General features: G+C 43.7%; 12 protein-coding genes and 1 tRNA gene. 4 read left to right on the top strand and 9 right to left on the bottom strand.

Translation table 11 applies throughout. The features are described 5' to 3' along the window. From LBL30_01180 to LBL30_01140, 9 genes are all read right to left on the bottom strand, one after another. On the bottom strand, positions 1–1167 hold a 1167-nt coding region (locus LBL30_01180), incomplete at its 3' end, for a hypothetical protein (GenBank protein ID MDR1031720.1). Positions 1168–1185: 18 nt separating this feature from the next. Then, complete coding sequence (lon, locus tag LBL30_01175; GenBank protein MDR1031719.1) at positions 1186–3555, bottom strand: endopeptidase La; 2370 nt, start codon at positions 3553–3555, stop codon at positions 1186–1188. Between the two features lie 83 nt (positions 3556–3638). Then, on the bottom strand, positions 3639–6773 hold the full coding sequence (locus LBL30_01170) for an efflux RND transporter permease subunit (GenBank protein MDR1031718.1): 3135 nt from the start codon (positions 6771–6773) through the stop codon (positions 3639–3641). Between the two features lie 9 nt (positions 6774–6782). Beyond that, complete coding sequence (locus LBL30_01165; GenBank protein ID MDR1031717.1) at positions 6783–7841, bottom strand: efflux RND transporter periplasmic adaptor subunit; 1059 nt, start codon at positions 7839–7841, stop codon at positions 6783–6785. Between the two features lie 10 nt (positions 7842–7851). Next, complete coding sequence (locus LBL30_01160) at positions 7852–8010, bottom strand: hypothetical protein (protein ID MDR1031716.1); 159 nt, start codon at positions 8008–8010, stop codon at positions 7852–7854. Between the two features lie 160 nt (positions 8011–8170). Continuing rightward, positions 8171–9373, bottom strand: coding sequence for a hypothetical protein (locus LBL30_01155; protein ID MDR1031715.1), 1203 nt, complete (start codon positions 9371–9373; stop codon positions 8171–8173). A gap of 261 nt (positions 9374–9634) precedes the next feature. After that, positions 9635–10960 (bottom strand): RsmB/NOP family class I SAM-dependent RNA methyltransferase, encoded by a 1326-nt coding sequence (locus LBL30_01150; protein MDR1031714.1) that lies wholly within the window; start codon positions 10958–10960, stop codon positions 9635–9637. A gap of 107 nt (positions 10961–11067) precedes the next feature. Beyond that, positions 11068–12555, bottom strand: a complete 1488-nt coding sequence (locus LBL30_01145) for a hypothetical protein (protein MDR1031713.1) — start codon at positions 12553–12555, stop codon at positions 11068–11070. Positions 12556–12684: 129 nt separating this feature from the next. Further along, the gene (locus tag LBL30_01140; protein MDR1031712.1) at positions 12685–13335 is read right to left on the bottom strand and encodes an RlmE family RNA methyltransferase; all 651 of its coding nucleotides are present in this window, start codon (positions 13333–13335) and stop codon (positions 12685–12687) included. 52 nt (positions 13336–13387) lie between these two features. Between LBL30_01140 and LBL30_01135 the strand changes: the two genes are divergently transcribed. The 4 genes from LBL30_01135 to LBL30_01120 form a co-directional block, all read left to right on the top strand. Continuing rightward, positions 13388–13474: transfer RNA gene (locus LBL30_01135), tRNA-Leu, on the top strand. Between the two features lie 38 nt (positions 13475–13512). Continuing rightward, complete coding sequence (locus LBL30_01130; GenBank protein MDR1031711.1) at positions 13513–14838, top strand: tyrosine-type recombinase/integrase; 1326 nt, start codon at positions 13513–13515, stop codon at positions 14836–14838. Then, entirely contained in the window at positions 14835–15650 is an 816-nt protein-coding gene (locus LBL30_01125; protein ID MDR1031710.1) for a hypothetical protein, read from the top strand. Before LBL30_01130 ends, LBL30_01125 begins: the two co-directional genes overlap by 4 nt. A 283-nt stretch (positions 15651–15933) precedes the next feature. Beyond that, a partial coding sequence (locus tag LBL30_01120) for an AlpA family phage regulatory protein (GenBank protein MDR1031709.1) occupies positions 15934–16091 on the top strand: 158 nt, incomplete at its 3' end.

The raw sequence follows: 16091 nt of genomic DNA, 5'->3' as shown, positions 1-16091 counted from the left end.
CAGCAGCCTAATCTGAAGAGTGAATGATTCTATACAGTGAGTATAGTTTCCGCCCAGAAACATCGCCTTGATGATGGTCAGGCTGTCACTCAGTGTATCTGCCCTGAATATTGCCCAGCCAATTACGACAAACAGGATAGTAAAGGCAGTACTTAAAAGAGTCGGCAGATTAACATTGGTCTTCCTGAAAGCATGATTTACCGCAGCGCCAATTCCATGATAAAGCCCCCACACCGCATAGGTAAAACCTGTGCCGTGCCAAAGCCCGCTTATGAACATAGTGATTATAACATTCAGATACCTCCTCGCCCCTCCACCAAGCGGAATATAGATGTGATCACGCAGAAATACTGACAGCGTTATATGCCACCTGCGCCAAAAATCCACTATGCTTGTTGACTTATATGGCAGATTGAAGTTGACTGGCAGGTCCACGTTGATCATTTTGCTCATCCCCAGCGCCATATCGCAGTATCCAGAGAAATCGCAATATAGCTGCACCGTATACCCCAAAACACAGCTCCAGGCGTCTATCGTCGATATATCCATACAATTTATATTCTTGAACATAGGGTCGACGAGCGTGCCTATAAAATCGGCAATAATTACCTTTTTGCCAAGACCGATTATAAGCTGATCCATGCCTTCAACGAACTTATCCCTGTCAAAAGTGTTAAGAAATTGAGGTACAGTTTTGGAATAAGAAATAATCGGCCCAGCAATCAAATGAGGGAAAAAGCTGACAAAGGCTGCGTATTTTTCAAACGATTTGCCTGGCACTGTCTGTTTATAGTTTTCGTACTGGCAGGCAATCTGAGTAAAGGTAAAGAACGATATGCCAATCGGCAAGCTGCCTTGAATGCCGACAACCGTAGCATTGTGCGCAGCATAACCTGCCAAGCATTTAAAGCTAGCCAGCAAAATCACGTTAAATGCGACGCTTACCAAAAACCAGCGCTTGTCTTTATCTACAGCTTTGAAAAACAGAAAATTGGCGATTATAGAGACAATCAGAAACGCGAAAGAGCCAGCGCCAAGCGATGCGTGGAAAAAGAAAGAGAAAACAGTAACACACAGGTACTTTAGCTCAGCATTTTTAACCGACCAGAATGCAATAAGAAATATCGGTAAAAACAAGCCTAAAAATATCGTATCAGTAAAAAGCATAATTAAAAATCTGCCATTCTAAATAACTTCGATTTTTTTTGGAAATCGCATCAGCGCTTTGGAAAGTACCTGATCGGCATCGTCTATACAAATGATTTCTAATTCTTTTTTAATCTTATCTGGTAGTTCAGGCAGATCCTTTTCATTTTCCCGCGGGATTAGAGCCGTTTTGATACCGCTGCGCAGGGCTGCAAGCAACTTTTCTTTTAGCCCGCCAATTGCCAAAACGCGTCCACGCAGAGTTATCTCACCAGTCATTGCAACATCCTTGCGTACAGGAATGCCTGTCAGGGCGGATACCATCGAGGTCATCATAGCCACCCCAGCCGACGGGCCGTCTTTTGGAGTTGCACCCTCAGGCACATGTATGTGTATATCGGTTTTTTCGAAAATATCCTCATCTATGCCGTAGGTACTCGCCCTTGACCGAACGAAGCTTAACGCGGCCTGAATTGACTCTTGCATCACTTCACCCAGCTTACCAGTAAATAAAGTTTTGCCTTTACCGTGCATGCATACGGCTTCTATCAACAGCATTTCTCCACCGACTTCTGTCCACGCCAGGCCATTGGTAACCCCAACCATATTCTTTTTATCAGCGCGAAGGTGTTTGTATTTTCCTACACCCAAATACATATCCAAGTTGGTTTGGGAAATTTTTACGTCTTTTTTAACGGCGCTTTTTCCAGATACGACGGAACTTTCATCGAGCTCAACCAAACGCTTCGTGACTTTCCTGGCAATCTTTGCGATCTCACGTTCAAGCCCGCGCACCCCAGCCTCGCTTGTATAAGACCTGATGATTTCGCGGACAACGGCGTCTGGAACAGCAAATTCCTTTTTCCTCAGGCCGTGAGCTTTGCGCTGCTTATCGATAAGGTGGCGCTTTGCGATTTCAAGCTTTTCGTCTTCTGTGTATCCGGAAATGCGGATAACCTCCATCCTGTCCAAAAGAGGCGAAGGCAGGTTTAGCGTGTTTGCAGTCGTGACGAACATTACGTTAGACAGGTCGTAATCAACCTCCAAATAATTGTCATTGAATTTAGAGTTTTGCTCAGGATCCAAGACCTCAAGTAAAGCTGAGGCAGGGTCGCCGCGCCAATCAGAAGCAACCTTGTCAATTTCATCCAGCAGAAACAGCGGATTTATGGTTTTTGCTTTTTTTATCCCCTGAATTATTCGGCCAGGCATTGATCCGATATAGGTACGACGATGCCCGCGGATTTCCGCTTCATCCCTAACCCCGCCAAGGGAAACTTTCACAAACGTCCTGCCGGTTGCCTCGGCAATAGATTTGGCGAGCGACGTTTTACCAACGCCCGGAGGACCTACAAAGCATAATATTTGAGAATTTACCTTTTTTACCCTTTTCAGAACGGATATATACTCCAGTATTCGGTCTTTGACCTTATCAAGGCCATAATGCTGCTTATCCAGCAAAGCTTTGGCTTCAATGATGTTGGATTTAATCTTTGAAGCCTTACCCCAAGGCAGAGCCATCAGCCAATCGAGATAGTTTCTGATTACCGCCGCTTCTGCTGACATAGGGCTCATCTGGCGCAGTTTTTTAAGCTCAGATGCCGCTTTCTCTTGCGCCTCTGGGGACAATTTTACCTTCGCCAGCTTACCCTCGATTTCCTGTATGTCGTCGAGGTACTCACCGCCTTCGCCCAACTCTTTCTGTATGGCTTTTATCTGCTCGTTTAAATAGTAATCGCGCTGAGACTTCTCAACCTGCTTCTTTACGCGGTCTTTGATTTTCGCCTCGACCTGCATAAGTTCTACTTCGGCTTCGAGAAAGCTTAACAATTTTTCAAGACGCTTTTGAACGTCGTCAATTTCAAGCAAGCTTTGCCTGTCTGACACTCGCAGGGTTAAATGTGAGGCAATAGTATCGCTCAGCTTAACCAGCGACTTAATCTGCGTAACCGAAACAACCGCCTCAATTGGGATTTTTCGGTTAAGCTTCACATATTGCTCAAACTGAGAAACCAAGGTTCTCATCAATGCATCGGTTTCTTTGGTTTTGGCTTCGGTTTCGACAATCTTTATGGCTTCTGCAGTCAGGAACCCGTTGGCTTTATCGATATTGCTGACCTTGGCGCGGCTGTATCCTTCGACCAGAACCTTTACGGTACCGTCCGGCATTTTAAGCAGCTGAAGTACTCCGCCGATTGTGCCCACATCATAAAGGTCGATTGCATCTGGGTTGTCTATATCTTGGTTTTTCTGGGTAACAAGCAAGATCCGCTTATCAGTGTACAGAATGCTTTCAAGCGCCTTAACGGAAGCGTCCCGCCCAACAAACAGTGGAACAATCATGTTGGGGAATATGACAATATCCCGCAAAGGCAAGATCGGGTATCTGTGATTTTTTTCCAAACTCATGCGACGGTGGCGACATTTAGCATGCGCCTAGTATACCCAAACTACGACTATTTAGAAGTGGGGTTACGCATAACTTTTCTAAATTATGCTTGCCGATTGGCAGTTCTGCGTGCGCTAAGGACGCCCCTAACCATCAAAGCACATGGGGTTACAATAAGGGTCAATATAGACCCAAACGTTAATCCGCACACAATATTACCGGACAGCTGGACCCACATATCGGATGTAGGCGCACCAAATAAAACCTGACCGTGAATCAAGTCTATATTAATGGCAAACATCACTGGCAGCAGGCTGAGTATAGCGGTTACCTTTGTCAGAAACACAGGACGCAAGCGCTGAGCACCAGTGACGAGTATCCGCATTTTTACGTCACTGATTTTATCAGAGAGGTGACTGTAAGTATCGATTAGAATGATGTTGTTGCTGACAATGATTCCTGCCAATGCAATAACCCCGATACCGCCCATGACGACCCCAAACGGCATACCTCTGATTAGCAGCCCTACAAACACGCCGATGGTCGATAAAAGCACGGCTGACAGAACCACAAAGGTGCTGAAAAAGCTGTTAAACTGAATAATCATCATTATGGCAATCGAGCATATGGCCACAAGGAAAGCAAAGCCTAAAAACGATCCAGCCTTCTGCTGGTCTTGCTGTGCCCCCTTATAGGCGACATTTACATCTTTCGGTATATTATTGCCGATCCATTGCTTTATCTTATCAATCACCACCCCGGATACACATCCAGGCTTCAGCTGAGCTTTAGCTCTGGCGCAAAACAGTCCGTCCAGCTTGCTTAGCTTGCTTACGCCATGACCTGGAGAGTAGCTAATAAAGTTGCTGATTGGCACAGAGCCAGCACTTGTTTGCAAATCAAGGTTTTTCAGTTCGTCTATATTGCGGTATTCCGGAGGGAATTTAACCATAATGTCGATTTCGTTCTTGCTGTCATCCGGCCGAAAAACCCCTATCTTCAATCCTCTGGTTACAAGTTGTACTACATTACCAATTGTGGCTACGCTGGCATTAAAGTTTATGGCGCGAGACCGGTCTATAACCAATCGCCACTCGATATTCGACACTGGCAGAGTATCCTGCACAGACTGCAGCTCTTCTAATGTTATAAGATAATCTCTGATCTTTTTAAGCTCTCTATGCAGGCGGTCATAATCGTTGCCAATTAGACATACATCAACAGGGGTGTTTGGTGGCCCTTTGCGCTCTGGCTCTACAATAACCTGTATGCCAGCGATGGGCTTAAGCTTGCGCTCTATGTCATCCAGTATTTGCTGAGCCTTTCTGCGCTCTTGCCAATCGACAAATTCGATCATGATGCGACCTATCTCATCTTCGGTTTTGGCCCCATCGCGCAAAGCTGCCATTGGATTAGCGGTTTTAGAATCCCCTACTCGGCTGTAGACTGAAGATAGCTCTTTGAATGGGATGACAAGGTTTTCGACTTCACGAATAAGCTTGTCTTTTTCGTATATTGAAAGATTTCCTCTAGCCAAGATTTTTATCACGGCGGTATTAGGCTCCATCGACGGAAAAAACTCAATCCCAGCGCCAAACTTAGCAAACGACCAGATCGAGACAATCAGTAAAAGCGCTACGCTTCCTAAAACCTTAAATGGACGATGAAGCGCCCAGTCGAGCAAGCGAACATAGGCATGCCCAAAGCCAGATGATGGCAAATCGTATCTTTCTTGCGGATTATATGAAGGCGTGGCAGCGTTTTTATCCCTCAAGCACACTATCGCCAAGCAAGGAACGAAAATCAGCGCCATAAATATCGATGATGTCAAGGTGGCGATTAATGTAATCGGCAAAAACTTCATAACTTTACCGATCATATCTGGCCAAAATAACAGCGGGAAAAATACCGCCAATATCGTAGATATAGACGTTATTACCGGCCAAGCCATACGCTGAGCGGCTAAGCGGTAAGCGTCGCGTACACGAAACCCTTCCTCTATCTTCCTGTCGGCGTATTCAACCACAATAATCGCGCCGTCGACAAGCATACCGACCGCGAAGATAAGACTGAACAATACGATCATGTTCAGGGTATATCCGCAAAGGTAGATATACAAAATCCCCGCAAGAAATGCCCCTGGAATGGACACGCTCACCAACACAGCGGTCTTCTTACCCAGCGAGTATGCAATTATCAGCACTACTAAAATGATGGCCAAGAAGATCGTATTCTCAAGCTCGTGAAGGTTGTCCATGACCATTTTGGACTGGTCATAGGCGAAACTTACCGAAACGTCGCCAGCGCCCCACTTTTTCTCGGACTCGGCGACAACTTTTCGGACATTGCTTATGGTTTCTATTAAGTTTTCGCCAGAGCGTTTAACTACCTCAAGCACTATGGCTTTTTTTCCGCGATCTCTTGCAAAACCGGTAGGATCCTCATATGTGCGCCTGATTGTAGCTATGTCGGCGACGGAAACCGACGATTGTCCATTAGAGGCCAGCGGACATTCCATAATCTCTTGCAAATTTGAAAGAACGCCTGGAACTTTTACAGAAAACGCCCCCACGTTGTTTAATATACTTCCAGCCGACACCAACTTGTTGTTGGATTTGAACAGCGATGATATGTCCTGCATACTAAGCTGATAATTGCCTATCTTCGCCGGATCCAGCAAAACCTCTATTATCTCGCTGCGGCTGCCAATGACGTCTACGCGCAGTACCGAATAGACTTGAGCCTCTATATCGTCCTGCAGGTCTTCGGCAATTTTGTAAAGTTTTCTGTCGGGAATATTTCCTGCCAGCTTAATCAAAAGTATAGGGGTTTCGCTAATGTTGATTTCTGTTACTACAGGGTCTTTGGCATCCTCAGGAAGCTCGGCCTTCACTAAGTCGACCTGATCCTGAACCTCGGTTTTTGCTTGTCTTAGGTTTTTTTCTGGAAAGAACTCCAAAACGGCGCTTGCCCCACCTTCATAGGCAACCGTATTCATCTCTTTCACCCCGCTTATCGAGCGAAGCTTTTGTTCCATTGGCCTGACGATAAGCCTTTCTGAATCATAGGTAGATATCCCCTGACATGTAACGTTAACCTGAATAAACGGGACTTCTATATCGGGGAACAGTTCTTTGGGAATCCTCACATAGGCAATGATTCCCATCACAATAACAAAAACCAGGAAAGAGATGGCGGCTTTATAGTGATCAAGCGCAAAGTCGATAAACTTGTTCATTCGACAGGCCTATTCCGGAACAGCAGCAACTTCAGCGCCGTCAATTACATACTCGTGCCCGACTGTTATTAGTTTCAAATCGCCCATATCTGGACCAGACACCCAAGTCCCATCATTTTGCGTTGATACGATTTTAATCGGGACGAATTTTACCCTGTTTTTGCCAGTAATAACCTTGATTCCTGGGGCGCCGTCATCAGATAAAACAATGGATGAAGATGGAATAAAAAATCCGCTTGTCACGCCAACTGCAATTTTACAATTAACAGTCATGCCGTCAGCAATCCTCAAGTCATGATTGGATATTTTAACTTCGACTTCGTAATTACGCGTTTTACTGTCAGCGACATGAGATACGGCCGTCACCGCCCCATTTATTTTCTCAGATATGCCATCTATGTCTAAAATTGCGTCCTGCCCGACTTGTATTTTTGAGATATCTTTGTTTGAGCAAAATACGCTCACTTTCATCGGATCAAGCTCGGCAATCGAGATAATGGCTGTCGATGTTGCAACGGATACTGACGCTCCCTCGTTCAAATAGATGTTTCCAACAACCCCAGAAAACGGAGCCCTGATTTTCGAATACTCCAGATCCAGCTTTGCCTGCTTCTCTTCAAGTAACGCTGCGTAATATAAAGTTTTCTTATTCGCGACCTCAGAAAGCGAGTGATATTGCATGCTTCCTAATTTTTCCAAGGCTTCGTATTCAAGCTTTTTGGCTTTTACGTCATGCTTGGCTTTGGCCAGTCTTTCAAATCTGGAGTCATCGCTTAGCTCAACAAGCAACTGATTTTCCTTTACTTTCTGTCCGCTTACGACGTGGATTTTTTCTACCTCGCCAGAAGTTCTGGCCCTTATGCAAGCGCTTCGCCAAGCTTTTGTGTATCCTCGTACGTTTACAGCCTCATCGAAACTTTGCACCGGTATATTTCTGAAGCGAACGGCTTGTTTATTGCTGCGCGTGATTTTTTTGCTTTCTTCGGGTTTTTTGAAAAAGCTGTGGCCGACAAACCAAATCAACAGTATCCCCGAGACAATCACCGCTCGTTTTGTTATTTTTGTCATGACTAACAACCTATCCGCGTTTTAATACTGCGGCAAAAAAACCGTCCATCCCAACCGTCAGCGGAGAAGTCCGCAAAAACCCACTCTTCACAACCACTTCAGCCTGGTCGGCTATGTTATGCTCCTTATCGTATAAAGTAAAGCCTACGTTTTCGTTAAGAAACCTCAAAATCTGCGCCTCGTTTTTGGGATTAAAAATGAAAGCAGGGATGTGGTATTTTTTCCATCCCTGCTCTGCTATAATATTTAGGCTTGCAAGAGTGCTGAGACTAACTTAGTCCGCTATACTGAAACATTCCATCAAAAAATTTTCTAGTTCTTTATCCTGGTTAAATTTGAGAAATTGCTTCTTCAATTTCTTTTTGAGGACTTGTTTCAAAAGGCTCTGATTCCCAAAATATCTGCTTCATTGCACGAAGGACTTTAATAGTTCCTGCTGCATTTTTTGTTCTGAGCCATAAAACATCTGAAAGGTTTGAAAATCCATCAACATCGTCAATTTGACAACTCATCATATCGCATGTGTCACAGCACAGAAGCTTAATCCTGGGATGATGCAGCTCAAAGTAGCCGTACGCTGCGCCTAAGCTATGTAGTGCTGGTATAAAAATAGGACATTCTGGATCGGTTAACCAACTTAACTCAATATCCGCGCAATATAATACGCCTGTTTGTAAAGCGTATGTAAATGCGCAACCGGTTTCACCATCGCGTATCATTCCACCAAATAATCCATCACTAAGTGAACGAGCATTATGTCGTACATCGTCAGGAAACCCTCCGCCACGATATACAGTGGTTTTTGGCGTATCTTCGATAAAGTTATACTCACGGGAAACACAATACGTAATTAGCCTTTGAATACTATCTGTTCGTCCATCTATTAGCGGCTTAAAAAAAAGTTCTACCAATTTAGCGCCATATAAGACGGTAAGGCTGTCTATTTCTTTCATACTAGTAGGTATCTTAGTTTTATATAGCAAATCGGCGCTGGTTTTAGTGCATTTGAGCAGAACATTTATTATATCAGACATCTGATCAGAGGTTGGATTTAGCACATCTATTTTCAATTTTTCGATAAAATTTACTGCAAAGTCGTTTACTCCCCAAAACGCCTCTTTAACCGGCTGCTTCAATACGTATTTTCGATATTCTGCAGAAATTGTCTCTCGCCCATCGTCTTCTATTGTCAATTTTTCCTGTAAGGCAAAAGAGCTGCTTTCTATTTTACGCGTGAATTTTCGGGCGACGCCACGAATATCTGAATTAGAGGCGCTTATCAGAAAATCATGATTTAATTCTTCCATAACGAAAAGTTGATAAAGCGATTTTGGTATAAGAAAAATCGCCACATCATCAGCTTTCTCTTTTATACGAGTCGAAATGAAATTCAATCCATCTTGGCTTAAACCATCTTGTTCTTGCTGTGATAAAGCAGGATTGCACGGATTGGTACTTGATGGAGGCCAAAAAGTGACGGTGTCCTTGTATATAGACTCCCGCTGCTCAGGAGAAATAGAAGCGCCGTCCACTGTGAAATATATCGGTACTACATTTCCCAAGGATCTGGCTGCATGTGATGCAAAATTTGCAAAATACAAATTGCTGAAAAGTGTAAGAGCAATGCATATTTTTTGTGTAAAAGTACTCATTATATATTTCCATTTTATTCAAAAATACATATACTAATATATGAGTATATTTTTTTTCTATAAAGCAAGTTTTTGTGAAAATGTAAAAAAATATGTCAACGATTTGTACCGCTGAAAAGTTAAGCGGATTTTCTTATATATTTATAAAGATAACGTAAAGGACTCGTGCCCCTTGTTAATTAACGTAGTGGCACAAAAGCCGTCCACATTGTTTAACAGTGGAGAGGTTCGAAGAAATCCGTCTTTAATGAGCCCTTTAATCTGCGGATGAAAATTATATACAGCATTAAACAAATCGAAATCTGTGTTTTCGTTAAGAAACCTCAAAATCTGCGCCTCATTTTCGGATTTAAAAACAGAGCAGGTGGCATATATAAGCCTCCCTCCCGTTTTCACTAGGCACTTTGCCGTATTTAGTATTTCCACTTGCAAGTTTATCAAGCGGGCTAGCTCTTTTGGGGTTAAGCGCCACTTTCTGTCAGGATTACGCCTCCATGTCCCGCTGCCAGAGCAAGGGGCGTCCACAAGCACCACATCCGCAAACCCCTCATGCCGTTTAAGCCATTTTGCATCCGGTACCAGTACTCTGGCATTGCTGACGCCCGCACGGCTAAGCCGTTTTTTGGCTTCGTTAAGTTTATTTTGAGATACATCAAGGGCGTACAAACTGCCCTTATTTTCCATCATAGCCGCCAAGGCAAGCGCTTTGCCTCCAGCGCCTGCACAAAAATCAACAACCGTCTGAGCCGGTTTAGCCTGCGTCATCAAGGACAGCAGCTGAGATCCCTCGTCTTGCACCTCAGCCAAACCTTCCGACAGCACGCTGCTGTGCGGTGAAAGCCTTATGTTCCCAGATATCCTAATCCCCCAAGGTGAATATTTAGTCGCGTCTGCCTTGATTCCCTCTTGGGCTAAAGAAAAAAGCACCTGTTCCCTAGTGGCCTTAAGGGTATTGGTGCGAAGGTCTACTTTGGCCGGTTTGTTTAGAGCATCGACGTGATCTTGCCAGCTATCCCCAAAGCTTTCCTCAAGCTCGGGCACCAACCACTCTGGCACGTTATGTTTTACATTTTCCGGTTTCGCACGCGTAAGGTTATCTTTTATCCTGGGTATAACTGAAATTTCAAAGTCGCTTAGGCACTCGGGCGAGTACTGACCAGAGCAGAATATTGCTTTGATGCTCTGCTCGTTGTAATTATTACTGATCAGCCATGCAATGACTAGTAACCTTGCAAACCTCACATCCACAGAGGCTTGGACCGCATTGTCATTACCCAGCAACCATTGTAGTGAAAGCTTATTGCGAATAATCGCATAGACCGTCTCGCTTATGAATTTACGGTCCGAGCTGCCGATATATCTGCGTTTGCGGAAAAAATTAGCAATTATGTTATCAGCCGGAAGCGTTGATAATTCAACCTCGTGGATAAGATCTATAACCGCTTGGATTAAAGAGGCTTGATGCACTAGTACCGCCAGTTAAGGCCGAGTCTGTAGTAACAACACCTCGGCCTTTGTTAGATTTTCACGCCTAGCTTTTCTAGCACGTACTGGCAAAGATATGAACCAGTCTCTTAATGCCTAAATGGTCTTATTATACGGTCATAGTACCACCTTAAAGCCGTAAAGGCTTTGCCTGACCCTACATCTGCAAGACGGTGTAGGCAAGTCTCGCCGTAATCTTTAAGAGTACTTATGACGTCTGCGAAAGTGGCTTGACTGGAACTTTCCGAGGCACTTAGCGCTACGAAATCTTGCGCAGTCATAAATGAAGCTGCAGCACCAAATCCATAGTTAGCGCGGTACGCTGGGTCGTATGATGACGCAAACCTATAATACTCTCCAGTACTTCTATCAATCATTCCATATACTGCAGATACCTGATTTCTTTCTATTGCCTCCAAGCGTTCTGCGACGATGTCTCTGTAACCTTGCGAATTATAGGACAACCAAGAAGCATACTTTGCCATCAAGCCATCGGTATACTCCACAAAGCCGAATTTCCGAGTATCAGTTAGCAAACTTGGATCATTGGCTGCAGCTTTGGCGATTGTTAGATTTTCGTAAATAGGAGCTAAATCGGTAAGTATATTTTTACACAAACACCAAAACTCCTTAATTGCCCCACTCTCAGAAATCATCCCCAAATCTACTGCTGCAATAACACCAACAGCCTCAAAGAACGTTGAGTAAGTTTCCCCCAATTCTTCTCCAAGGCACTGATGCGCAAACGCATGACCGACTTCATGACATATGTTATGCAATATATCGGACTTGTTTTCATAAGACGCTACGATGGTTTTGCTTTTTTTACTGTAGAAACCAGCACAAGCCTTAGTAGATTCGCCAAATTGAGCAAAAATACTTTCCTGTTCCTGAGTCCCTTCTTTGCATATTTGCGCATTAAGACCTGCGTTTAAAATAAATCCAGATTCCGCTTCACTAAAACCGAACATATTGCCTATGCGGTCTACGAGACGCGGCCACATATCTTGCTTAAAGTTTTGTACTAGATCGATTATGGGCGGCTGATCAGCTATTACGCACAAATCTACGTCGATACTGTCAGCTATGCAGGATCTGAAGTACACGCGATACAACGATTCCCTTTCCCCTAAAATCGCCTGTAAACCATCTACAACGTCATCGATATTTGGAGAATAGCATGAGCGTGTCAACAAAATATTACTCTTCAACATAGGAGACTCCGTTTGACCCGATATATAAAGCCCCCATCCTGCAGCAGATGGAAGTACAACTGCTTGCATAAACTGTTGATAAGAGCAATTATAAAGGTCTGGCACACGAACATGTAATCTATCAGATTCAGATTGTATTTTGGGGAACTGGTCATTATACATAAGCATCCATAGATCACCAACAGCAGAAGCATCAGGTAACGTCGCTTTCAATTGATCTACAGAGATTTTTGGAAGCCGTTTCGCAACTGGAGCGGTTGTTTGGTTTGCCGCTTCATCAAGTATTGGATCCGGATTTGGCAAGGCGCCATATATATTGGCAAAATTCAAGCATAATGTTGCAATTAAAGTTAATTTCTTCATCTCTAATCCCCATTAATTTTCTATACTAATAATATATAATGACAAATATTGTATTTGTCAAGTATTATTTTTCAAAAAAAGAAAATTAGCTAAAATTATTTGCCGATCAGCAAATTTTGAAAGAGGTTTCTACTTCTTGAATCCGGTTGCGATTAGGTAGAGTTCTGAAGATTCTTTGCGGCTGGATTTTGGTTTAAAATGCGTGACTTTTTTAAAGTTGGCTTTCAGGTCAGCAAGCAGCTTTTGTTCTCCGCCCCCTTGGAATACCTTTGCGATAAAGCTTCCGCCAAGCGCAAGGTTGTTTAAGGCAAAATCGGCAGCGCTTCTTACCAGCGATATTATGCGAATGTGATCAGTTTTGGCATGACCGACTGTATTCGGGGCCATATCGGATAGGATTAGATCTGGCTTGTCGCCTAGAGCGTCCAGAATGCTTTTAACTACCTCCGCGTCGTTAAAATCGCCCTTTACGAACTCTATTCCGCTGATATGGACAATATCAAGCAAGTCTGAGGCAACCAATTTTCGTCCACCATCACCGTTGTACGCGCGGTCAGCTGCCACTTGACTCCATCCTCCAGGCGCTGCGCCCAGGTCCAAAATCGTGCGCGCTTTTTTGATTAATCCAAATTTATCGTCGATCTCTATAAGCTTAAATGCGGCGCGGGATCTGTATCCTTGCTTTTTGGCCGCTGCAACAAAGGGGTCGTTCAATTGACGTTCTACCCACCTTCTGGATGAGGGTTTTTTCAAGCGGTCTTTCGTGACCCTTACCTTCATTGTCTTTTCTCTTTAACCTCCGCACGATATCAGGTAATATCCCGGCTTGTAAGCCCCTGTGGCGGAACTGGTAGACGCGATAGACTCAAAATCTATTGCCTTCGCGGGTGTGGGAGTTCGAGTCTCCCCGGGGGCACCAATTATTTGTTTTCATAAATCCTTGTAAGGTTAATTTTGATGGTTGAGGTGGTGGATTTGCTAGGTTTTAGTGATGGTATTTGTTCAGGATGGTTCGTAAAAAATTGCTTGCATTCGGATATTTTGGGGGCCATAAATGGAGCCACAAAATTTTATGTGAGCAATCCAATGCTAACTGACACTGTGTGCAGAAATGCTAAGAGAAAAGATAAGATTTACGACTTAACCGATGAAAAAGGGTTACGTATTGAGGTTTACCCAAATGGAAGTAAATACTGGAGGCTTTATTACAGGCATGCCGGCAAGAAAAAGAGGATAGCGTTAGGAGTTTATCCTGAAGTTTCATTGAAAGATGCAAGGGATAAGAGGGACGAGCTAAGAAAGATAATCAAGGCAGGAGAAGATCCAGCGGAGATAAGGAAGAGAGATAAGCTGGAGGCTCGTGAAGCCGTTCAGAATACCTTTAAGAACATTGCGTTGGAATGGCTTGAGAAAAAGAAAGGGTCAGTGACAGCACGTCAGATATTTAAAATTACCAGAAGGTTAGAGATGAATGTACTGCCGTTTCTAGGCAGTATTCCGATTAAGAGAATATCACCCAAAGATTTATTGGCGACGATACGCAAAGTGGAAGAGCGAGGAGCATTAGAGATGGCACGCTGCACTTTGCAGTATGTGGGGCAAGTGTTTAGTTATGCCATTTCCACGGATAGATGTGAGCACAATATAGCAGCCGACCTCAGAGGAGCGTTGATTCCGCCAAAGGTGAATCACTATGCTTATTTTGCAGAGAAGGAGTTTTGTGAGTTTCTTGGTGGATTTCATGAATTTAGAGGGAATGTGTTGACGAAGCTGGCGTTGGAATTGTTGATACTGACGTTTGTGAGAAGTGGAGAGGTTAGAGGAGCCATGTGGAAAGAATTTGATTTTGATAAGCGGCAATGGCGCATACCAGCCGAAAGGATGAAGATGAAAGAACAGCACATTGTGCCGTTATCCGAGCAGACTGTGGCTGTGCTGGAGAAGATAAGGAAGTTTTCACCGGATGAAGGTTTGCTATTTCCCTGTAGGACGGACATAACCAAACCGATAAGCGACAATACGCTGTCCAAGGCATTCAGGGACCAGGGGTATCGAGGCAAGGCTACTCCGCATGGGATAAGGGCTACTGCATCTACGATATTGAATGAAAATGGCTTTAAGCCAGACGTTATAGCGAGGCAATTGGCGCACTGTGAAAGGAACAAGATAAGGGCCAGCTACAACCATGCGCAATACCTTACGGAGCGTAAAGAGATGATGCTTTGGTGGGGTGAGTATGTAGACAAGCATATGGGACAGTCTAGCTTGGGAGGCAATAAATGAGCCTTAGAAAACCAACTGCAGACGAGAAGCAAGAACTAAAGGAGTTGAAAGAGAAATATCCTTTAAAGGTCGAGAGATATTTGGACATAGATACAGTACTGGTTTTGGAGCTGCCGTATCTTATGCTTGGGATAGACATGGAAGGATATAACCAAGAAGCAGGTTATGGCGGAAGCGCGAAGCATTCTTTAATAAAAGAAGCTGATGAGATTATTGAAAGCGCTGTGTTGACCGACAAGCTTAAGCTCCAAAAGCGAGAAATAGTGGGCTTTAAGCACGACCCGATTAGATACGAATATAGTCCTTATTTACCATCGCTGAACCCAAATAGAGTCAGGCCTGATAGCAATCCTGATAGTATTAAAAACACGATGGAATATGCAGCTGCATTGGCCTTATTACCTCATGATGTAATTTATAAGCTTTTTAGAATAATAGATGTGATTAACTGGCTGGATAAGGAAAGGGCCATAGACCCGAGGTTTCCCCTGAGCTTACCCAAAAAGCTGGTGAAGTATTATAAGGAGCATAATGAGCAGAATAAGTTCGTGCAACGCAAGTTGGATAACTATGACCAGATAAATAAGGCGCCTAATACCATACACCGGCTGATATGTTTTTTAGCTGACAGTTTCTTGAATACGCATCAAGCAGCCTTAGAGCAATCTGCAACGAGCATAATAACGGATAGCGCTAACAAGTTTTTCACAGGAAAGCTCAAAAAGCCTTTGACAGAAGATACTGTACGCAGAATTCTGGCTATATCTGAGACAGTGCATCCATCAGCTCAGAACGCATTTAAAAGCAGATAGAAAAGACTGTCTTAAAGCAGTATTTAGCAAAACATGTTAACTGTTTCGGGATTTCACAAAATCCCGATGCTGTTTGGCTCTGCATCAGCGTTTCAATAGATAGATAAAAATTATCGGGATTTGTTATAACCTATATATTCCCGATTCGTCATTTCTTTAAGTGCTTGCTTTTTTCAGATAACTCCCATATATTTCATCGCGGAAATCTGCCAGTAGTTGGCAGATTATGGATAATCATTATTTATTAATACAAATGATTATTTGACTATAAGGAGTAATTATTATGGGATATCCCATTAATTTGATTAAAGGCGCAGAAGCGTCATGTTTCTTAAGGCTGCCACAGGTACTTGAGCTAATCCCAGTTGGGAGGACTACTATCTGGCAGTGGGCCAAAGAAGGTAAATTTCCGAAGCCTATCAAGCTAGGTCCTAAGCTTTC

This window comes from Holosporales bacterium (genome assembly GCA_031263535.1).
Taxonomy (GTDB): domain Bacteria; phylum Pseudomonadota; class Alphaproteobacteria; order UBA3830; family JAIRWN01; genus JAIRWN01.
Note: the sequence above shows the minus strand (reverse complement) of the source record. Positions and strands in the feature narration are given on the sequence as shown.

What these genes read in the sequence shown, in the direction of transcription:
- LBL30_01140 (MDR1031712.1), bottom strand. Translation starts at nt 13,335, where the DNA reads ATGAAGGTAAGGGTCACGAAAGACCGCTTGAAAAAACCCTCATCCAGA.
- LBL30_01165 (MDR1031717.1), bottom strand. Translation starts at nt 7,841, where the DNA reads ATGACAAAAATAACAAAACGAGCGGTGATTGTCTCGGGGATACTGTTG.
- LBL30_01170 (MDR1031718.1), bottom strand. Translation starts at nt 6,773, where the DNA reads ATGAACAAGTTTATCGACTTTGCGCTTGATCACTATAAAGCCGCCATC.
- LBL30_01145 (MDR1031713.1), bottom strand. Translation starts at nt 12,555, where the DNA reads ATGAAGAAATTAACTTTAATTGCAACATTATGCTTGAATTTTGCCAAT.
- LBL30_01125 (MDR1031710.1), top strand. Translation starts at nt 14,835, where the DNA reads ATGAGCCTTAGAAAACCAACTGCAGACGAGAAGCAAGAACTAAAGGAG.
- LBL30_01130 (MDR1031711.1), top strand. Translation starts at nt 13,513, where the DNA reads ATGGTTGAGGTGGTGGATTTGCTAGGTTTTAGTGATGGTATTTGTTCA.
- lon (MDR1031719.1), bottom strand. Translation starts at nt 3,555, where the DNA reads ATGAGTTTGGAAAAAAATCACAGATACCCGATCTTGCCTTTGCGGGAT.